This is a genomic window from Desulfomarina profundi (assembly GCF_019703855.1).
In the GTDB taxonomy this organism is placed as follows: Bacteria; Desulfobacterota; Desulfobulbia; order Desulfobulbales; family Desulfocapsaceae; genus Desulfomarina; species Desulfomarina profundi.
The window spans coordinates 3,971,862-3,992,663 of record NZ_AP024086.1; the positions used below are offsets into that span (position 1 = coordinate 3,971,862).

General features: G+C 48.1%; 17 protein-coding genes and 1 pseudogene. 8 read left to right on the forward strand and 10 right to left on the reverse strand.

Annotated features, from left to right (window positions below; all coding sequences use genetic code 11):
• Positions 1 to 429 precede the first annotated feature (429 nt).
• Both LO777_RS18310 and LO777_RS18315 read right to left on the reverse strand, forming a co-directional pair.
• Positions 430 to 1,797, reverse strand: coding sequence for a polya polymerase (locus LO777_RS18310; protein WP_228855267.1), 1,368 nt, complete (start codon positions 1,795 to 1,797; stop codon positions 430 to 432).
• A gap of 18 nt (positions 1,798 to 1,815) precedes the next feature.
• Positions 1,816 to 2,802 (reverse strand): NAD(P)H-dependent flavin oxidoreductase, encoded by a 987-nt coding sequence (locus tag LO777_RS18315; RefSeq protein WP_228855268.1) that lies wholly within the window; start codon positions 2,800 to 2,802, stop codon positions 1,816 to 1,818.
• Positions 2,803 to 3,383: 581 nt separating this feature from the next.
• Here LO777_RS18315 and hisS point away from each other — a divergent pair.
• Both hisS and aspS read left to right on the forward strand, forming a co-directional pair.
• On the forward strand, positions 3,384 to 4,640 hold the full coding sequence (gene hisS, locus LO777_RS18320) for a histidine--tRNA ligase (RefSeq protein WP_228855269.1): 1,257 nt from the start codon (positions 3,384 to 3,386) through the stop codon (positions 4,638 to 4,640).
• Positions 4,641 to 4,705: 65 nt separating this feature from the next.
• Entirely contained in the window at positions 4,706 to 6,490 is a 1,785-nt protein-coding gene (aspS, locus tag LO777_RS18325) for an aspartate--tRNA ligase (protein ID WP_228855270.1), read from the forward strand.
• Between the two features lie 4 nt (positions 6,491 to 6,494).
• On the opposite strand, the gene LO777_RS18330 is transcribed toward aspS, so the two are convergent.
• The 8 genes and pseudogenes from LO777_RS18330 to LO777_RS18365 form a co-directional block, all read right to left on the reverse strand.
• On the reverse strand, positions 6,495 to 8,420 hold the full coding sequence (locus LO777_RS18330) for an MFS transporter (RefSeq protein WP_228855271.1): 1,926 nt from the start codon (positions 8,418 to 8,420) through the stop codon (positions 6,495 to 6,497).
• 17 nt (positions 8,421 to 8,437) lie between these two features.
• Complete coding sequence (locus tag LO777_RS18335; RefSeq protein WP_228855272.1) at positions 8,438 to 9,556, reverse strand: AI-2E family transporter; 1,119 nt, start codon at positions 9,554 to 9,556, stop codon at positions 8,438 to 8,440.
• 119 nt (positions 9,557 to 9,675) lie between these two features.
• Positions 9,676 to 10,047, reverse strand: coding sequence for an iron-sulfur cluster assembly scaffold protein (locus tag LO777_RS18340; protein WP_228855273.1), 372 nt, complete (start codon positions 10,045 to 10,047; stop codon positions 9,676 to 9,678).
• A 76-nt stretch (positions 10,048 to 10,123) separates the two neighbouring features.
• On the reverse strand, positions 10,124 to 10,531 hold the full coding sequence (locus tag LO777_RS18345; RefSeq protein ID WP_228855274.1) for a bacteriohemerythrin: 408 nt from the start codon (positions 10,529 to 10,531) through the stop codon (positions 10,124 to 10,126).
• Between the two features lie 236 nt (positions 10,532 to 10,767).
• A pseudogene (locus LO777_RS18350) lies at positions 10,768 to 12,053 on the reverse strand (citrate synthase).
• Positions 12,054 to 12,572: 519 nt separating this feature from the next.
• A complete protein-coding gene (locus tag LO777_RS18355; protein ID WP_228855275.1) occupies positions 12,573 to 13,580 on the reverse strand; it encodes an alpha-hydroxy-acid oxidizing protein in 1,008 nt (335 codons plus the stop codon).
• Between the two features lie 193 nt (positions 13,581 to 13,773).
• Positions 13,774 to 13,983, reverse strand: coding sequence for a hypothetical protein (locus LO777_RS18360; protein ID WP_228855276.1), 210 nt, complete (start codon positions 13,981 to 13,983; stop codon positions 13,774 to 13,776).
• A 291-nt stretch (positions 13,984 to 14,274) separates the two neighbouring features.
• Positions 14,275 to 15,651, reverse strand: coding sequence for a sigma-54 interaction domain-containing protein (locus tag LO777_RS18365; protein ID WP_228855277.1), 1,377 nt, complete (start codon positions 15,649 to 15,651; stop codon positions 14,275 to 14,277).
• Positions 15,652 to 15,901: 250 nt separating this feature from the next.
• Here LO777_RS18365 and LO777_RS18370 point away from each other — a divergent pair, with 250 nt between their 5' ends.
• The 6 genes from LO777_RS18370 to LO777_RS18395 all read left to right on the forward strand — a co-directional run bounded on the left by LO777_RS18370 (position 15,902) and on the right by LO777_RS18395 (position 20,801).
• Positions 15,902 to 16,180, forward strand: coding sequence for a hypothetical protein (locus LO777_RS18370; protein WP_228855278.1), 279 nt, complete (start codon positions 15,902 to 15,904; stop codon positions 16,178 to 16,180).
• A gap of 79 nt (positions 16,181 to 16,259) precedes the next feature.
• On the forward strand, positions 16,260 to 16,631 hold the full coding sequence (locus LO777_RS18375) for a DsrE family protein (protein ID WP_228855279.1): 372 nt from the start codon (positions 16,260 to 16,262) through the stop codon (positions 16,629 to 16,631).
• Positions 16,632 to 16,690: 59 nt separating this feature from the next.
• Positions 16,691 to 16,939: a sulfurtransferase TusA family protein gene (locus LO777_RS18380; protein ID WP_228855280.1), complete on the forward strand. Its 249-nt coding sequence runs from the start codon at positions 16,691 to 16,693 to the stop codon at positions 16,937 to 16,939.
• Positions 16,940 to 17,037: 98 nt separating this feature from the next.
• The gene (locus LO777_RS18385; protein ID WP_228855281.1) at positions 17,038 to 17,490 is read left to right on the forward strand and encodes a hydrogenase iron-sulfur subunit; all 453 of its coding nucleotides are present in this window, start codon (positions 17,038 to 17,040) and stop codon (positions 17,488 to 17,490) included.
• Positions 17,491 to 17,549: 59 nt separating this feature from the next.
• Positions 17,550 to 18,890, forward strand: coding sequence for a CoB--CoM heterodisulfide reductase iron-sulfur subunit A family protein (locus LO777_RS18390; protein ID WP_228855282.1), 1,341 nt, complete (start codon positions 17,550 to 17,552; stop codon positions 18,888 to 18,890).
• A gap of 63 nt (positions 18,891 to 18,953) precedes the next feature.
• Positions 18,954 to 20,801, forward strand: a complete 1,848-nt coding sequence (locus tag LO777_RS18395) for a CoB--CoM heterodisulfide reductase iron-sulfur subunit A family protein (protein ID WP_228855283.1) — start codon at positions 18,954 to 18,956, stop codon at positions 20,799 to 20,801.
• The last annotated feature ends 1 nt before the right edge of the window (position 20,802 follow it).

Here is a 20,802-nt window from a genome sequence, read left to right on the forward strand (position 1 = left end):
TAAAGTGTATTTATTTTTGAATAAATACACCTAGTTGTATGTGAAAAATAAAAAAAGTGCTGATTATTGATAATGGTGGATAAGCAATAAAAGAGTGCAGCAGAACGTTTTCTACCCAGGTATTGAAGGATAAAAAGAGAGGACGGGCAGTAACTATGAAAAAAGTTCAAATGTAAGAAATTTGTGTTCATTGTGCAAACAGTGCGTCGGGCCTGGCCCGTATTGGGTATAGCGTTGTGCAAACGCAGATTACTGGGAAGAATTACGTAAAATTACCACTTCGGACTGGGGAATTCAAGGGGATTTTCAGGGAAAAGGTGCGTTTGGGCGAGGATTTTGGTGAAAATGTGGCAAACAGACTTAAAAAGAAAGGCTAATTTGATCAGAAAATGCACAACATGAACAATACGAACAGTGGTTGTGTTGGTTTTATTTTTTAAAACCGAAAATACCACCACGGGTGTGAGGGGAAAAAGCAGGTTTGATTTTGGTTGTACGGATTTGTTTTGGTTGTACAGTTTTTTTTCTGCGCAGGTTTGTTTCGTGAAATTGCAGTTGGTGGAGTTGCACAGGCCGATTCTCTGTAATTTCCAGGTAAAAGTGATAAAAAAGGGCGCACCTTTGGAAATAACTCTTCTTTTTTAACCAGTTTGGCCAGTTGTCGTTTTTTCTGTGATGAATAAGAGATGAGAGATTAGTCAGCAGGTTGACAATTTCCTGGCGAAGAGATCGGCGAAGATTCAGGTCAATGCCGATCGTCCGGTCGAGTTCGGCTCTTATTTTTTTTGATACCTGAAAGAGTTGTGATCCCTTTCTGAATGTAGAGAACAGTTGAAACTGTGATTCAGCCCATGGAATAAGGATCAGAGAAAAGAAAAAGAAATCAGGCTGCCGGTGAATGGAATTTTCTGTGGCAAGATTGTTGGTCCTGTCGATGGCTTCGAAAATTCGGAAGAGCTGTTTCTTCACCTGCTTCGCGTTGGTTCTGTCGTTAAAAAGAGGGCGATAAAATGGAAAAAGAGTCAGAAAAACCCCGGATTCAACAGCAAGCTCGTACCATGGACAGGCTGCTCCACTGTAAATATCTTTTAGGATTTCATCGCGCAGACGGGATGGAGGACAGAGGGCGAGTTTGTCGCTGGACGAACAGATTGCCTTCCACGTTTCCTTTTCAATGGTAAAACCATTTCTGGCACTGTGGCGGATTGCCCGCATGGTTCTGACGGGATCTCGGATGATACGTTTTTCCGGGATGCCGACCATGCGGACAATGGAATTGCGCAGGTCATTTACACCATTGACATAATCAATGATGGTATTGTGTTCTATTTCGTAGAAGAGAGAGTTGATTGTGAGGTCGCGTCTCTGGGCATCTTCACCCAGGGTTCCGAAAGTGTTGTTGGGAGCGAGAACCTGCTCCGGGCCATCGAGATCATGCTCACTGAGTGATCTGAGGGTCGAAACTTCAATAATCTTGCCGCCCCGGAAAAAAACCTGGACGAGGCGAAAGCGACGGCCAATGGTGCTGCTGTTGGGAAAAAGTTTTCGCAATTGACCGGGACGCGCATCTGTGCTGATATCGAAATCCTTGGGTTTCTTGCCAAGATACAGGTCCCGCACTCCACCACCCACGAGATACCCTGCAAAACCGGCACTGTTCAGTTTTTTAAGAATAAACAGAGCATCCCGATCAATCATTTCAGGAGTGATCGGATGTTTATCACCGGGGATGATCGTTGCTTCTCCGGTTCCTGGAAACTGTCGGTTGAATGTATGTTTTTTGCTGGGAGTGCCCATAGTCAGAACAGGTGTCAGCTAAACTGCAGGACTGAATCCGCATCCTTCCCTGTAGACTTCCTCTGCCTGTTTTTTGAATTGTCGGAAAATTTCAGCAACCGAAAGAATTGAGTTCATCTTGTAAGTATTTTCTCCGGAAAAAATAAGTCCGTCTTTTATATTGCCGTTGCGGGCCAGCATCAGTCGTTCATTGATGCAGTAATGATGGTCACATTTTTTCAGGCAGAGGTGGGGGCATTTTTTAGTGCTGACATCGGCGCCCTCGTTCATTGCCTTGACAAAAGGGTTGTTCAGGGCCCGGCCGGGAAGACCAACAGGGCTTGAAGTGAGAACGATATCTTCTTTTTTTGCATTCAGATAAGCCTGTTTATATTCGTCGGCGATATCGCACTCTTCACTGAGAATAAATCTGGAGGCAATCTGAACCCCGTCTGCGCCATACTTGTCCATCATTTCAGCCATTTCATATCCATTGGTAATTCCTCCTGCCGCAATAAGAGGAATCTTTTTAATCACATCCCGGATAGGAGGAAAAATCTCCCTCAGTGGCTTGTCGGTTCCCAGGTGGCCGCCGGCCTCTTTGGCTTCGACTATCACGGCGGACGCCCCGAGTTTTTCAGCGAGTTTTGCAAGAGGAGCAGATGAAACGATCATAACGATCGGTGTGTTATGTTCGCGGCCGATTTTAAAAATATCACGGGAAAAGCCGGCACCGGTGATAATCATGTCAATGCCGGCATCAATGGAACTGATGACAAGATTGTAGAAATCTTTCATGGCATACATGATATTTACGGCGACAACACCGTCAGTGTTTTTTTTGGCCTTTGTGATATCCTCATGCAGTTCTTCAGGGGGCAGGCCTGAGCCACCGATTACGCCTATTCCACCACAGTCAGCAACAGGGGCGGCCAGAGCTGAGGTGGAAACCCGAATGGACATGCCTCCCTGGATAAGTGGAAAAGAAGCGGTGAACTTGCCGATTTTAAGTGAAGGTAATTTCATGAAAGAGAAAACTCCTTTGCTGGTGTGTGACTCGCTTGAAGATGAAAATTATATTTGAAGAGTATTGTATAATCAGCATGGCTGGGTCTCAAAAAACGAATGAAAACCCGACTGCCGCGGGATTTTCAGATAAGCTGGAGGAAATTGAACAATAAGGACTCTTGAGGAATAAATCATCTATTTTCAGTGCTGTAAACTCATCTGTTCCAGGGAGTGTCCGGTTGCTGAAGTGATTTTTCCAGTTTGTTTTTTTTGTCCGGAATCCTCATATATGGGCAGAAGCCGGTCTGCAATAAATAAAAAAGGTGTTTTTTGATTTTTCTTTATACCAGGTACAACAGGAAATGCCCTGATGATCGGATATTTCATGCTGTTTTAAAAAACTGGTGTGAAAATCCGATAATGCCTTTCTTGCAGGGTTTTGTCAAGAGAAGTATGGGGTCCGGTGCGGCCGTTCTCTCTTGCTTGACAAAAAAGTTGAATTGAAGTTTACTCAAATGTTTTGATTTAAGTAAATTGGATGGTTTTCCGCTGGTGTTCGAGTTGGCCGGAATACCGTGTATATTTCTGTGGAGATATTCGTGAAGATAAAGGCTCTGAAAGGCTTTAAGGATATTCTGCCGGGTGAGGTTGAAGTCTGGCAGAAGGTGGAAACAACAGCCAGGAATATTTTTTCCCGTTTTGATTTTTCGGAGATAAGGCTTCCTGTTCTGGAAAAGACGGAACTTTTTGCACGATCTATCGGTGAAGATACGGATATCGTGGAAAAGGAGATGTATACCTTTGTTGACAAGCAGATAACCATGCGGCCGGAAGCAACCGCGTCACTCCTTCGAGCTTATATTGAACACGGATTGAAAGTCAAAAAGCCCGTCCAGCGACTGTTCACCATTGGTCCAATGTTTCGCCATGAGCGGCCCCAGAAAGGCAGGCTCAGGCAGTTTCACCAGATGGATGTGGAGGTTCTCGGGTCGGAGAGTCCTCTGGTGGATGCTGAGTTGATGGCCATGGGGGCCATGCTGTTTAAAGAGCTTGGCATATCAGTCAGCCTGGAAATGAATTCTCTCGGCTGTCCATTGTGTCGTCCTGCATATCGCCGGGCGCTGCTCGATTTTATTGAAAGTCGTAAAGATGGTCTGTGTGATGACTGCAGGAGGCGAAGTTCCACAAATCCCCTGCGGGTTCTTGACTGCAAGAAAACAGCGTGTCGTGAACTGGTGGATCAGGCTCCTTCCATACTGGAAGCCCTCTGTCCTGATTGTAAAACACATTTTTCGACAGTGCAGGACGGTTTGAAACAACTGGGAGTGCAGTACAGGTTAAATAAGTTCATGGTTCGTGGTCTTGATTATTATTGCCGGACTACATTTGAATTTATTACAAAAGATCTCGGGGCCCAGGCGGCAGTAGCGGCTGGTGGAAGATATGACGGTCTTGTGGAGAAACTGGGAGGTCCTAAAAATACACCGGGAATCGGTTTCGCCATGGGGTTGGAGCGGATTGTTCTCCTCCTTCTGCAGGAGAAGAAAGTTACAATTGAAAGGAATGGTCCGGATCTCTTTGTGATTGGCCTGGGGGACAAGGGGCTGGAGCTTAGCTATGGCCTTGTCCATGATCTGCGCAGCAGAAAAATTTATGTGGCCATGGACCATGAAGGGAAGAGCCTGAAAAGCCAGATGAAACAGGCCAACAAGGCTGGGGCGGTGCATGTCCTGATAATTGGAGATGATGAGGTCGATCGCAGTAGAGGAAACCTCAAGGAAATGGAATCAGGGCAGCAGCAGGAGGTCAAGCTTGAGGCTGCTTCATTGGTAGAGGTAATGAACCTGAATATGTGATGGTTCTGACCTTCTTATGTCAAGAGATTGAAAATTACTGAAAAATTAAACAAATTGCTGAAATTATGGAATCGATGGGAGAGTTGAGTCGGACGCATTACTGTAATGATCTGGACAGTGACAATGTCGGAGAGCAGGTTACGTTGATGGGCTGGGTCTTGAGAAGACGGGATCATGGAGGAGTTATTTTTGTGGATCTCCGTGACAGATACGGCCTCACTCAGGTTGTCTTTAACCCGGAAGTGAATGCGCAGGTGCACGCCAAGGCCCATCGAATTCGCAGTGAATGGGTCCTGGCAGTGAAGGGAAGGGTGGAGGCGCGCCCGGATGATATGGCTAATCCCAAGTTGAAAACCGGAGCCATTGAGGTGCTTGTGGACGAACTGCGTATTCTCAACAGCAGTGAAACACCACCTTTTCCCCTTGATGAGGAGAGTGAGGTTTCTGATAATCTCCGACTGCAGTACAGGTATCTTGATCTTCGGCGACCGGAGATGGCATATAATTTGATAGTTCGGCACAGGGCAGTCCAGGCTGTCCGGGAATTTCTCAATGACCATGATTTTCTGAATATCGAAACACCCATGCTGACCCGTTCCACGCCGGAAGGCGCACGGGACTACCTTGTTCCAAGTCGGGTTAATACCGGGAAATTCTATGCTCTTCCCCAGTCTCCCCAGCTTTTCAAGCAACTCCTGATGATTGCCGGAATGGACAGGTATTATCAGATTGTAAAATGTTTTCGTGATGAGGATCTGCGGGCGGACAGGCAGCCGGAATTTACCCAGATCGACATGGAACTCTCCTTTGTCAATGAAGAGCAGGTTATTTCCATAACGGAGGGAATGATACGGAAACTGTTCGAAAAGACTCTGGGGCTTGAACTTGCACCACCTTTTCAGCGTCTGACCTATGACGAGGCGATGGAACGGTTTGGAACCGATCGTCCGGATATGCGGTTTGGTATGGAACTTGTTGACTTAACTCCAATTGCTTCCAGCTGCGGCTTTAAGGTTTTTCGCTCAATTGCCGACAGCGGAGGAACCGTCCGGGCCATTAACGCTAAAGGGTGTTCTGGTTTTTCCCGAAAGGATCTGGATGTGCTGACCGATTATGCTGTTCAGTTTGGCGCAAAAGGTCTTGCCTGGGTAAAGATAAAGGAGGGTGGTGAATGGCAGTCGCCGATCGCCAAATTTTTTACAGAAGAGGAGCGTGCAGCAATAGCCAGTGCAGCGGATGCGGTACCGGGAGATCTTCTTTTTTTCGGGGCGGATAAACCCGCCGTGGTTTTTCAGGTGCTTTCGGAGCTTCGAGTAGAGCTGGCAAGGCGCCTGGAACTGCTGAAAAAGGATGAATTTCATTTTGTCTGGGTAACAGATTTTCCGCTGGTGGAGTATGATGAAAAGGAAAAACGGTTCCAGGCCCTGCATCATCCATTCACTGCTCCCAGGGTTGCCGATATTGAAAAACTGGAGACAGACCCTGGCGCGGTGTACAGTCGAGCATATGATCTTGTCCTGAATGGAACTGAAATAGGCGGTGGTTCAATCCGTATCCACCAGAAGGAATTACAGGCAAAAGTTCTTGATGTTCTTGGGATTGCGCCGGAGGAGGCCCGGGAGAAATTCGGTTTTCTGCTGCGGGCTCTCGAACTCGGTGCCCCTCCCCACGGGGGACTGGCATTTGGTCTGGACAGGTTGTTGATGCTGATCACTGGCAGTGATTCAATCCGGGATGTTATCGCCTTTCCCAAGACCCAGAAGGCAACCTGCCCGCTGACAGAGGCCCCGGCTTCGGTTGCAAGAAAACAGTTGACGGAGCTGCATATCCGTCCTGACTGGAAAGAGTAGGGGGTTACCAGCCTCCCCCTCCTCCTCCCCCTGATGATGAGCTGCTGCTGGAGGAACTGGAGGAAGAAGAGGAACCTCCAGCGCCCAGGGATGTGGCTGCGGCGGCCCATGAACCTGAGGCTCCACCGCCACCAAAGCTTCCTCCTCCCCCGGTAAAGGAGGAGGAAGAGGAAGAGCTTGTTTGCACTCCCCTTCCTGCAGTATTTCCAAATCTTTTTGACCAAGTATCGATTCGTGGTCCCAGTCCGAATGCCAGCAGGTAGGGAAACCATTCATCACGAAGAGCGGGGCTGGCCTTTTTCAGTTCTTTCTCAAAAAAGCGGCGGGCTGATGCCAGGTTTCTGCCTACGACTATTCCCGCGCTGCTGTCCCGTGTTTTGGCAGTGGAAAACAGCGTGAAGATCGCAGCAGCATAAAAAAAGAACAGGCCGGAGAGGAGAAGCGTAGAGCCCTCCAGGTAGCCGAAAACAAGACTGCATAAACAGAGAATAACGGGCAGGATATGAAGGAGAACAGCCCGTTTTACTACTCCGTCCGAGTGATTTCTGTATCCAATTGTGGCGATAACCGCGGAGATAATAACACTGACCAGGCCAATCTGGCCACCAATGATGGTGAATGGCATTTCCTCCTTATGGAGAAAACCGTTGATCAGCAGCAGAAAAAATCCGGCACAGGCAAGTGCCACGGGGATCAACCAGCGATATCGCAGGGGATCAGCCGCCGCGGCCGTCAAAGTCTTCACACGCTTTTCAAGCGGACCCTTGATTTTTTTGTCCGGAGCAAAAACTGTTCCCCTCTTTTTATAATATTTACGGATTTTTTTTGTATTGGTTGTATCTCCATCAATAAAAAAACCGTTGATCAGCTCTTCCTCATAACCTGAAAAGCTGTTTCTTGGTACGAGAAGTTCCAGGTGCAGGTTGAATGCTCCGGGAATTCGCCAGCCCAAGAAGGGCAGTCTTTCCTGCTTGAGTCTGCTTTTCAGTTTCTTTTCCAACACGAGGCGGGCCAGGACTGCAGCAACTTCGTGGCTTGTTGTGCTTTTATCCCACGTTGCCCCGACAGTTTCCGGCAGCAGGTGAAAAACATGTTTATCCAGCCATTGTTCGTCAATAGTGGAAAGAGGTGTCAACGGCAGAAATCGACCGGCCTGTCGTTCATGGCGGAAAAACGAGATGGACATCAGGACGGCCAGGGAGACGAGAAGCGTGTTGAGAATAAGGATAACCCAGCCGGGAGCCGGAGAGATTGAAAGACTGTTTCCCTGTGTTCTCCCGGTCGGTGGACTGAATGTTGAAACCGGCTTTTCTCCGGTATGCGTATATCTTCTTTTGACAATAACCGAGCGACCCGGAGGTATGTTGTCTTTTTTTATAATCAGTGGTCTTCCCGCTTCTTTCCACCCTGTATCTGCAGAAAGTTCAAGGAGAAAATGGCGTATTTTTCCGGATCTTCGGGCAAAGGCAAAGTCATGATCCAGCAGGTATATATCTGTATTGTTTTCCTGTGGTATGAGAATGGCCGACAGGCTGTATTCCAGGAGATAAGTGATTGCCTGTCCTGAAAAAGGCGCATCAGAGGGAAGCCTGCTTCTCCACCTGAGAGTATGGTCGGATGTCCACTTATACTGATCCACCCGGGAGAGATTTCCCTGTTGCAGCTTGACAAGGTTGCCGTTACTATCTCGTCTGTAAAGTGCATGAAAAAGGAACTGTTGACCTGGGTGAACGGAAAAAATCCGTTCACCACCATTCCACGAACCGAAGAAAACAAGCGTCTGTTCCTCCTGAATTTGCAGTCGGCCATCATCTGTCAGTTGCGCCTTGACAGTAAAGTTATCCCAGAATAACCGTCTGTTTTCTCCGTGTCCGGTAGATGCAGTGAATAACTGGACTAAAAGCAGAAAGAAAAAGAAATTCCTGGCCATTGGTTTCTCCCTGGTTTTTACTCCTTTAACTGGCTATCGTCGGTTTTTTCGGAAATATCGCTGTTTTTTCTTGTGACAAAATGAACATCCGGGAGATAATCTTTGAAAACATCTCCATAAATTTCCCAGATGGTGATAAAGAGTGCCGTGACAATCGGGCCTATGATTATACCCAGAAGGCCGAACATGGTGATTCCTCCCAGGGTGCCGAAAAGCACGAAAAGGTCATGCATTTCAGTATCTTTCCCGACCAGTCTGGGACGAAGGATATTATCGAGATTTCCGGCAACGGCACCACAGAGAATAGCTAAAATCATAACTCCTTTGAAATTGCCGAGAAGGGCGAGAATAAGCAGGGCAGGAAGCCAGATGATTGCAGTCCCGAAAGCAGGAACAATAGACATGACTGCCATGATTGAGCCCCAGAAAACTGGTCCTTCAATTCCGGCCAGGGCAAAGGCCAGCCCGCAGATGGTTCCCTGGAGTACTCCGATAATTACGGTTCCCTTGATTGTCGCCCTGGTCACCGAGGTGAAACGGTTCATCAGACGCTGTTCATCATGGTCATCAAGGGGCAGAAAATAGAGGATTTTTTCCAGCAGGACATCTCCCATTGTAAGGAAGTAGAACATGACATAGAGCATGATAATGGAGCTGAAAACAGCATTCATTGTCAGCTTGGTGAATGAGGAAAGAGAGTCAATCAGAAAGGAGGAAACGGTTCCCACCAGCTGACCTGCCTTCTGGATTATAATATCACGATAGGGGAGAATCTGGTCGTAATATGGAATTTTTTCCAGGAAAAGAGTAAGGGTGGTCGGCTCCTTTATAAATGCCTGAACCCATGGAGTAACTGACTGGCCGATGTGAATGGCCTGGCCGACAATGACGCCTATGAGAATTGCCAGAGGCGCCAGCACAAGAAAAATAATGGCAGTTACGGTGAGGATGGACGCCAGGTTTTCTCTGCCCCTGAGGGTTCGGGTCAGGCGCCTGTGGAGGGGGCTGACAATGGCGGAGAACAGGCCTGCCATGAAAATGGCCATCAGAAACTGATGGATCATGGAGAGGAAGAGGGTCGATATAAGGAGAACCAGGCTGAGAAGGGTTGATTTATGAACAACCTCACGTTTCATGGAGTTGAGCTCCAGGTAGTTTTATTTCAAAGTGACATATATATTCCTAACCATTGAAACTCAGCCGGAATAGAGATGTTCCTGCTGTATCGGACTGATTCCCATATGTAATCAAGTGGTTATTTTACTGGATAATTCCTTTTCCAGGATTCATTCTGTAATCTGTTGTAGTCCGTCAGCGCCTTATAAAATGCGCCAACGGCAAGCTCCGCACAATGGTAGTGGTCAGGGGGCAGTGTTTCAAGATAGTCAATGACATTGTCGGGGGTGAGCTGCCAGCAATCCTCCACTGTCCGCCCTTCCATGAGAATGGATACGGCATTGCCGCAGGCCACCGTATTGGAACATCCGTCAACCTGAAATGTGACCATCTGCACCTGATTTCCCCGAACGGAGAGGAACATCTCAATGGTATCGCCACAGTCTCCCGTTCGTTTGCCGTATCCGTCAGGATTTTCTAAAATGCCGTATCTGTCCGCTCGTGATACCATTCTGGTAAAGGTTTCCGAGTGGACAGGGTGAGGTGTTTGAATACTTTGTTCAGTCATTTTGTACTGTTCTTTAGAGTCAGACAACACCTTTTTCCTCGAAAAAGGCCTTGTACTGCATATCTTCTGTTAATATATGATCAACCAGCCAGGTGCTGAGGTATTCCAGCAGGGCAACTGAAAGGATATTGGGGCCCACATTGGATGCGGAGCAGAAATCCATGGTTTTTTTAATAAATTCCTTGTGCCGTTTTACCTGGTGATCCTTCCTGTTATAACCGTATTCCGACATGAGGTACTCTTCGGCCCGAAAATGTTCTCGTGTGTAATCAGTCATTTCCGTGAGCAGTTTTGCAACTGTTTCAGGTTCGGTTACAACTTTCTGCTCACGGATCAACCGGTTAATCATGGCAATAATTTTTTTATGCTGCTCATCCATCCGGGCAATACCCACACTGAATTCGTCCTTCCAGATAATTTCTTCCATCCTGGTTCCTCTCTTTGAAAATCTCGTAATAGAAGGTTGTCGGGCCACAGTTGGGATTTTCATTTATTATTTTCTGATTACCATGAAACTCAGCCAACCTGAAGATGCAACAATTATATCGGGCCAGGTTTTGTATGTAAGCAGATATTTTCTGTTGCAGAACCATCTGGTTCAGCCATGCTGGCTTACATGAGAGTAATCAAAATACCACCCGGGTCATTCTTTACAACCTAAAATTATCTCTCGTGCAGAGAGATATATGGTCTTTTTGTTTTTCCTGTATATATTTGTCTCGGGCGGGAGATTCGCTGCTTATGGTCAAGCAGTTCCTTCCAGTTGGCTATCCATCCGGGCATTCTGCCAATGGCGAACATCACCGTATACATGTTCAGGGGATGCCTATGGCACGCAGAAGAATACCACTGTAGAAATCGACGTTGGGATACAGGTTTCTCTCGATGAAAAAGTCGTCCTTGAGGATTTTTTCTTCAAGCTTTAATGCTATTTCAAGGAGACTGTCATCAATTTCAAGTTCGTTGAGAACGTTATGGACCTGTTTTTTTAATATAATGGAGCGGGGATCAAAATTTTTGTATATGCGATGGCCAAAGCCCATCAGTTTGAAGGGATCATTTCTGTCCTTTGCCTTTTCAATATAGTATTCTGGTTTGCGACCGGAAGCATGGATATCTTCCAGCATGGCAATGACTCCGGCATTTGCTCCGCCGTGAAGCGGACCCCAGAGGGCACAGACGCCTGCGGAAACGGAACTGAAAAGATTGGCCCTGGAGCTGCCGACGACCCTTACCGTGGATGTGGAGCAGTTCTGCTCATGGTCCGCATGGAGGATGAGGAACAGGTTGAGAGCTTTTTCAACTATGGGTGAAACCTGGTATTCCTGGTAGGGATCGGAAAACATCATGTGGAGAAAGTTTCCGCAATAGCTCAGGTTGGGATTGGGATGATTTATGACCTTGCCGGAGGCCATGCGATAGGCGAATGCGGCAATTGTCCTCACCTTGGAAAGGAGCAATGTTGCTGTTCGGTCAAATTCAGTTCCGGCCGATGTGACTTCGAGAACTTCCGGGTGAAAGCAGGATACCAGATTGAGCATGGCAGACAGAATTGCCATGGGCGGGGCAGATTTCGGAAAGCCTGAAAAATGGTGTTCCAGGTTAGTATGGAGTGGAGCATGTTCCTTGAGCTGGGCAGAGAAATTTCTCAGCTCAATTTCATTGGGCAGTTCTCCATAAAGAATAAGATAGGCAATCTCAACAAAGGACGCCTTTTCCGCGACTTCTTCAATGGGATAACCCCGGTACTGCAGAATTCCCTTTGCTCCGTCCACATAGGTGATCGAAGAGTAACAGGACCCGGTATTTCCAAAGCCGGGATCCATGGTGATATAGCCGGTTTCTGAACGCAGGGAGGTTATGTCAAAACATTTTTCATTTTCCGTACCCGTAATTACGTCAAATTCAAATTCTTTATTATCTACTTTCAGTATGGCCTTGTTGCTCATATTGGACTCCGTGTGGAAAAGAATGAATCATTGTTTTTCTGACTACCCATGAACTCAGCCAACCTGGAGATGCGGCAATTTTATCAAACTGGCCTGTGAAAAAAATAACTGATATTTCCAGCTAATATGATTTTTATTAAATAACAGTTACCCATGGTTTTTTCGGGCTCACAAAACGTGACTTTTAAAATAAACCTGATAAAACAGCCACATCTCCTCCGGCACGATTGTCAGACTGAGTTTTGTACATAGTCAGATTAATATTTTAAGGATTATCTGGTAATAATAGTAATCATTTAAAATTAGGCAAGACTGATTCTTTCCGGAAAAGAGCATGGTGTTATTCTGAAATTCAGGTCGATATTCACATGGCCACTTTGAAAAATCACCATTTCGCCAGATCTCTTCGTCACAGGAAAATGAAAAAGTCTCACATATAATTAATATGCTGCGCTTTTTAATTTTCCTGTTCTTTGATCTCGGACGAAAATTCTAATTTTTCAGGGCACCCACATGTTGTCAGAAGAGGAGTCGGGGGCCAATTTCTGTAATAGATCCGGTACCAGTCAGGACCATGGCCTGTTTCAATTCTTCTTTGAGAATGGAAATGTATTTTTCTACGCCATTTTGCAGACCACCGATCGCGGCGATGGAAAAAGGTCGGCCTATCATTACTCCATCAGCACCGAGTGCCAGCATTTTCAGGATGTCGCTGCCGTTACGTATACCCCCGTCAACCAGAAGAGTCGTCTTTTCACGGGTGACTGCGGCAATGTCAGGAAGCACCTGCGCCGTTGCCGGAGTACAGTCAAAAACCCTTCCTCCGTGATTGGAAACGACAATGCCGTCCACTCCAGCATCAATAGCCATGAGGGCCTCATCGGGAGTCATAATACCCTTGAGAATAAAACGGAGGCCGGATTTTTTGACAATTTCAGTTAATTTTTCTAAGGGTTTGGGAGATACCGGGCGACCCATTTTGCGGAGGGTGATAAGGCCGGCCGCATCAATATCCATACCGACAATACTTGTTCCCGTCTCTTTTGCTGCGTCAAGTTTTTCATACAATTCCTGGTCTTCCCAGGGCTTTATAAACGGAATACCGTGTCCTGCGGATTTTTTTATGGCATTGAATCCTGTAAGATGGATGAATTCCGGGACTCCGTCCCCTGTGCAGCCCATGATATTCCGGGCTTTGCAGCCACTGATTATGGCATCAATATATTCTTCCTCACTGATTTTTCCGCCCATATTGAATGAGACACCTCCAATGGGTGCGGCAAAAATCGGCAGTGCAAAGCGGGTGCCGAAAAAAGTGGTTGACGTGTCAGGGTCAGACACTGAATGGATAAGACGCATGTTAAGATGAATGGAGGCCAGTTTTTCAAGATTGATTGTAAATGCATTGCCCGTACCCAGGCCACCCATGCCCGGTACTTCACCCCGGCAGGCTAGGCCATCGCAGACAGGGCAAACCCTGCAGAATCCTTTCATCAGTTTTCTGGCATTTTCACGTATTTCTTTCATGTTCAGACTCCATCTGCAATACAGTTCAATTATGATACTCTCTGTTATTATCCTGTTTCCCTTGAAATTCTATTTGTCGGCAAGTTTTGCGCTTTTTAATTTATCTGTTTCTCAAAGTCTGTACTCGCCTGTTCCTGAACGAAAATTCTAATTTTTTTAAAATACCCTATTGTGAAAATTTAAAATAGTAAATTTACCAACCATATTCAGCCAGTTGGGTAAGAAAGGCAATGAACGATCCTAGAAAAATCGCCCCTATGGCCAGGGAGGCAAGGACGTATTTGATGAGTTTTCTGTTATTTGAAAAAAAAGCTGAAAGGAGGGGCGTGATCTGTTTAAACAGTGAGATTCTATAAGTTTTTGTAAGAAAGAGAAAGGAGACTGTTGCCGAGTTTGTTTTCATATTCTATTCCTCCTGTTTGATATGTTTGAATCCAGTATAACAGGGGCGGGGTATCACAGAGTGAGCCCCGGAGAATATTTTTAAAAATGTGGGCTAGCACTGAGGAAGACCGTAGAATCGGAGCGGGCAGACAATCAAGCGAGGTCAGGGCAGGAAGATTCCGGGGATAGTGTGCCAAGGAAGATTGAAGCAGGTGTTGTATATTATTTCCGGGTCTACCGTGAAATTGAAAATGGTGGAGACAGCGACATACATCACATCCTTTCTTTCATACGGACCGCAATGGTTGCATTACCTGTTATCCATAATCCCGAATTTTTTCATTCGGTTCCAGATCGTAACCCGTGAAACTCCCAGCAGCTCAGCGGCCCGGCTCCGGTTCCAGTCCGACTTTTCAAGGGCCGTAAGCAGCTGCCTTCGCTGCTGTTCCTTCTTATCTTTTACTGAAGCAACCTGCCGTTTCGGCTCAACCTGCCCCTCGTTGTACAGAATGATCGGTGGCAGGTCGTCCGGGACAATCATATCGCCGCGACAGGTGACAAAAGCATATTCGAAGGTTGAGCGCAGCTCACGAACATTTCCGGGCCAGTTGTAGCGGACCAGTAGATCCATGGCCTCAGGGCTTATTCCCCGAATACTTTTACCCGTTTTCAGTTGCAGCTTGGTGAAAAAAGATTCGGCCAAAAGGGTGATGTCTCCGCCCCGTTCACGCACTGGCGGGATATTGATGGGAATGACGTTGATACGGTAGAAAAAATCCTCACGGAAAATACCTTCTTCCACCATTTCCCTGAGGTTCTTGTTAGTTGCAGTGATGATCCGAACATCGATGGGAATGGGCTGGTTATCACCTACCCGTTCGATGATCATTTCCTCTAGTACCCGCAGAAGTTTGACTTGGGTGGTCAGGGGAAGATCGCCGATTTCATCAAGGAAAATTGAGCCGCCACGGGCAGCCTCGAACCGCCCTTTACGATCCTGGATCGCTGTGGTAAACGCCCCCTTTACATGCCCGAACAGCTCGCTTTCCAGCAGCGATTCATTGAGTGCTGCACAATTCACTTTGATGTAGGGTTTATCGCGGCGGGGACTGAGTTCGTGCACAGCCTGGGCAACGAGTTCCTTACCCGTGCCCGACTCACCGTAGATAATAAGAGGAGCATCGGAATCTGCAGCATTGGTGATCAGGTTGTACACCCGCTGCATGGCTGCCGAATTGCCAACCATCCCGTGAAAGGTCTCCCGGCCGATGAGCTCTCGTTTAAAGGCCTCAATCTTGTGTTCGTGCTCAAGGATTTCGGTGATGTCGGTCATGGTCTCCACCGCGCCGATCACTTTGCCCTCACTGTCGCGCAGGACACAGGAATTTTTAAAGATGTTTACCTGACTGCCGTCCCGCCGCTTGAGCACGCAACGCTGCTTTTTAATTGCTCCATCCCGAAACAGCCGGCACCAGTGATGGGTTTCCCGTGTTCGTTCGAGGTGACAGGCCGTGCAGTTGAGTCGGGAGCAGGGCTGACCGACCAGCTCATGCAGGTCATATCCGGTTAACTGGAGAAATGCCCGGTTGGCGGAAACGATTATCCCATCCTGAGTGACAATCATCACCCCCTCCTGAATGGTATCAACCACTGTTTTCCAGTATTGATTCAACTCCTGTTCAAGCATGACTGCCTTTTGATTTGTTTAGATGTTAAGGAAAGTGTAAAGGGTTAATATAAAATTTTAACACTTTGTTTAGCGCTTAACAACCGTTGTTTACCGGTTTAGCAGCATATTAAACCAGGAGTTTAAAGATAACGTATTAAAATAAAAGACTTATTTGTAATTGTATGCTTTCAGTGAAAACTTTTTTACAACAGGCACATCCGTTGCTAAACAGAGTTCAACTGTGCAATTATTACCGGAAGCTATGAAAATGCGACAGCAATTCAAACTCCAGGGAACACCCGACCCATTTACTCTGCTCAAGGTAAGCCAGGCCTTTCGGGAAATTTCCTGCGGCGAGTCGCTGGAACTTATATATTCAGGCGAACATATCCCGGATGAACTGTTCAAAATTCTTCCGGCCCGTACGTATAAAATTATTGCGCAGGATCAGTATGAAGATCCGCTCCGCTACCGGATCGTACTGCAGAAAACAGCAATTGAGCCTGCAGCAGCGGATGAACCCCCAAACGGATGTCAATGCAGCTGAGTCGTAATAGAAATTCTGTTTCACAAAGGTACCGAGCCAGGGGCCGGTAATATTGAATTAAGCAAGTAAGGAGAAGAACATGTCTGAGGAAGCAAAGAAATTAGTGTATGTCCTGCATGATGGCCCGGAGAGAGCCGAAAAAATACTCACCTGTTTTGCTGTAGCCAACATCGGTGTATCAATGGAACAGGACGTGACCATCATGGTCTTTGGTGAGGCGACAAGACTGGTATACAAAGGGGTTGGTGAAACTGTACATTCCCTGGACCGCCTTCCCCTGGACCGACTGATCCGCGATTTCCTGGATAACGGTGGCAAGATCATGTGCTGTCTGCCCTGCATCAAGTCCCGCAAGGTGGATACCTCCATGCTGGTTGACGGTGTTGAGGCTCTGACAGGCACTATTGTTAATGATGTTTTTGTCGAAGCTGACCAGGTTATCGGCTGGTAGCCAGACAAACAAATACGATAATAACAAGTAACCAAATTCAATCTTTAGAGGAGATTATCATGTCTGATTTAAGCAATGTTACCGCAGCTTCCACCATCGATTCCCGTGGATCCGCATGCCCCGGTCCCCTGCTCGAAGCCAAGAAAGGCATTGGCAAGGTCAAGGTGAGTGAAGTGTTGGAAATTTACTCTAACGATGAGGGCACCCGCATCGATCTCAAGGCCTGGGCCAACAAGGTTGGTCATGAGTACATGGGATATATGGAAGCCGACGGGTATGACAAGCATTATATCACCCGTAAGAAATAACAACAGACAGTAAATGGCAATCGGCAAGATTCGGACCAGGGTGGTGACCCGGTCCGGAGCATGCCGATCAAGGCGATTTTCTTGATAAAGGTTTGATCATGGCAACTGATGCACAAGAAGGAAAAATTCTGATACTGGCCACTGAATCCTGTGCCTACCCCGGTGCAAACTCGGTAGGACAGGCTCATTCAAGCTACCCTGCCAATACCTACATCATGCGGGTCATGGCGCCGGTTCTCTTTCCGGAGCATTTTTATATCGACTGTTTCAGAAAGGGAATCAGCGGTATCATTGTCATGTCCTGTGGTGAGGAATGTCCCTATGAAGGAGCCTATCACGCTTTTGCTAAACGAATCGACAACGTATTTCAGTTGATGAAAAAATATGATCTTGACCTGCGCCGTCTGCGGCTGACTGCCATCTGCACGGTCTGTAACCGGCCCTTTTTAAAAGAGGTCAATGACATGAATAACCTGATCAGGGAACTGGGCCCACCGGTGCTCAAAGATCCGGCCGAGGTTGAAGCGGCTGCCGCACCTGATCAGGAATGACAGACATGGGTTTTGTCAGAATATAAAAAAACAAGCAGTGACGAGGAAGGGAGAATTTCATGAAATCCAAGGGTGAACTCCAATTTGATGCGGTTGTTATCGGCGGCGGTATTGCCGGTCTGCAGTCCGCGCTTGACCTGGGCGACCAGGGCTACAAGGTCGCTGTGGTGGACAAGGACGCTACCATTGGCGGCAAGATGATCCGGTTGTCCAAGGTATTCCCAACCCTGGACTGTGCCAGCTGCATTACAACCCCCAAGATGTCGTCAGCCGCCCATCATGAGAACATTACCCTGTTCACATATTGTTCGATGGACAAGCTGGACAGGGAAAATCCGGAGCGGGTGGTAGTCAAATTGACCCAGAAACCACGCTACGTGGATCCGGACCTGTGCATCGGCTGTCGAAAATGTGAATACGGGTGCCCGGTTTATGTAAGCGATCCTGAACAGGGCGGTTTCAACATGCGCAAGGCCGTGTATATTCCGTTCTCCAACGCCATTCCGCAGATTGCTCTGCTGGACGCGGAGAATTGCTCACTCTGTGGTAAATGCGCCCGGGTCTGTCCCACAGGGGCTATTGATTATTTTATGAAACCGGAGAAATTTACCATTGTGGCCAAGACGGCAATCCTGGCCACCGGTTTTGAGCTCTCTCCCATGGACCAGAAACCGCAGTATGGCCTGGGCAGGTTACAGAACGTGGTCAGTTCCATGCAGATGGAACGCCTTCTGGCACCGCATGGACCGTACAATCGGGTGCTGCGTCCATCGGACGGCAAGGAACCTGATTCCATCGCCTATGTGCAATGTGCCGGCTCACGCGACAAGAGTCTGGGCATTCCTTACTGCTCGCGTGTCTGCTGCATGTACGCCATCAAACAGGCCATGCTTCTGTCCGGTGCTCTGCCCCTGGCGGATATCACAATTTACTATATGGATATCCGAGCTTTCGGCAAAGGGTATGAGCAGTTTTACCAGAACGCCAAAGCCATGGGTATTGAGTTTGTAAAGGCCAAAGTGGCCAAGATCACCCAGGGCGATGAACAGACTGTTAAACTCCGCTATGAAGACCAGGAAGGCGACGGTGGGGTCATGGAACGGGAGCACGATCTGGTTATTTTGTCTCTGGGCATTGTTCCGCAATGGGATCCGGAAGGTATCTGTAACGTCAGTTGTGGGCAGGACGGGTTCATCCAGTCATCCATGCCCAAGATTGCGCCCACGGTCACCGATCTGGAAGGTGTATATACCGCCGGTGTTGCCGCCGGGCCCAAAGATATTGTCGACACTATTACCGAAGCCGGTGCCGCGGCCATGGAGGCTTCCAACTATCTGAAAGGGTTGGGCCAGGCAGGTCAGGGGCAGGAAGAAACCGCCGAGGCTGAAGCCGGGGCATGATCGGCGAGTTCAAGCCGGAGATAAACAGGCGAATCAACGAGTGCTGTTAACGGAGATAGAAGTATGTCTGAGATAAAAAAACAGGAAAACGGTGAGCCCAGGGTCGGGGTCTACATCTGTCACTGCGGTGGGAACATTTCCGACCATGTAGATGTTGAGAAGGTTGCCGAGGTGATCAAGGATATCCCCGGGGTTGAGGTGTCGCACACCAACATGTTCATGTGCTCTGATCCGGGCCAGGAACTGATCCAGGAGGATATCAAGAAAGGAAACATCAACCGGGTGGTTGTGGCCTCCTGTGCGCCCAGCCTCCACGAGCTGACCTTTCGTGGTGCTATCAGCAGGGCCGAAATGAACCCGTATCTGTATGAGCACGCCAATATCCGCGAGCAGGATTCCTGGGTCCACCACGGTGATCCGGCAACGGCCAAGGCCATTACACTCGTGGCGGCTGCCATCGCCAAGGCCCGTGGTCTGGAACCACTGGAGCCAATCAGGGTCGACGCGGCCAATCATGCCACCATCATCGGCGGAGGTATCGCCGGTCTGCGGGCTGCAGTTGACCTTGCCCGAAGCGGTATCAAGGTGGCTCTCGTGGAGAAGACTCCCTTTCTCGGCGGTAACGCTTCCAAGCTGGACCGGGTTTTTCCCACCGGTGAAAAAGCGGGTGATTTAATCACATATCTTGCAAAAGCCGTGGTCAAAGATCCGAACATCACGGTATCGACCTGCTCCGAAGTTACGGGGTTTGAAGGTTATATTGGTAATTTCAAGCTCACCGTCACAAAAACACCACCAGAAAACGATGTTGTCAAGGGTCTTCCCACCGGTGATTTTGCATCCTTTGCTGGTTTTTACCCGGGTAATAGCCCGACAGTGGCTGGAGAAGAAATTCTGAACACGGGTGTGATTATCTTTGCAACCGGTTTTGAGCTATATGAACCCAAACAGAGTGAGTTCGGCTACAAGGATAACGAAGAAGTTATGACCCTGCGTCAATTTATCCGTGCCATGGCTGACGCGCCTGAGGATACCGGCACCCTGACAGTGAATGGGAAAAAAGTTCGTCGGGTGGCCATGATCCACTGCGTGGGTAGTCGTCAGATTCCCGGTATCCACGAAGCGGATGAAAACGATTACATGAATGAGTACTGTTCCCGCACCTGTTGCGCTGCCACCCTGCAGGCGGCTCTTGAGGTCAGGGACGGTTACCCGGACACCCAGGTTCTGGATTTCTATCGTGACATCAGGACTTACGGTCATAACCAGGAAGACTACTACGACCGTGCCTCGGAACAGAATGTACTGTTTTTCCGCTACGAGCCTGAAGACTCCCCGGTCATCACCAGAGAGTCGGGGGAATATCCACTCAAGATTACAGTGCGCGATAAACTGACCTTTAATGAGGAGGTTGAGGTTGGTGTAGACCTGGTGGTTCTGGCGACAGGTATGAAGGCTAAAGACATCACCCCTCTGGTTGAGATGATGAAACTGCCGGTAGGTTCGGACAAGTTTCTCCAGGAAGTTCATCCCAAGCTGCGGCCGGTAGAAATGGCCAACGGCGGTATCCTGCTGGCCGGTACCTGCCAGGCACCCATGGACATCAACGAGTCCTGTAACGCGGCTCAGGCGGCGGCGGCCAAGGCGGCAGCCTTGCTTGGCAAGGGCTACGTGGAACTCGATCCCTTTGTGGCCAAGGTTGATATAGACAAATGCCAGGGGCATGGCAATTGTGCCAGGGAATGTCCGGAGAAAGCAATCACCCTTGAAAACGGCAAGGCTGATGTCAATCCCGCCCTCTGTACCGGCTGTGGAATGTGTGTTGCGGTCTGTCCGGAAAATGGTATTGACGTTCAGGGCTGGACCCTGAAGGAATACGAAGACATGGTTGATGCCATTGTGAAATTTTAAA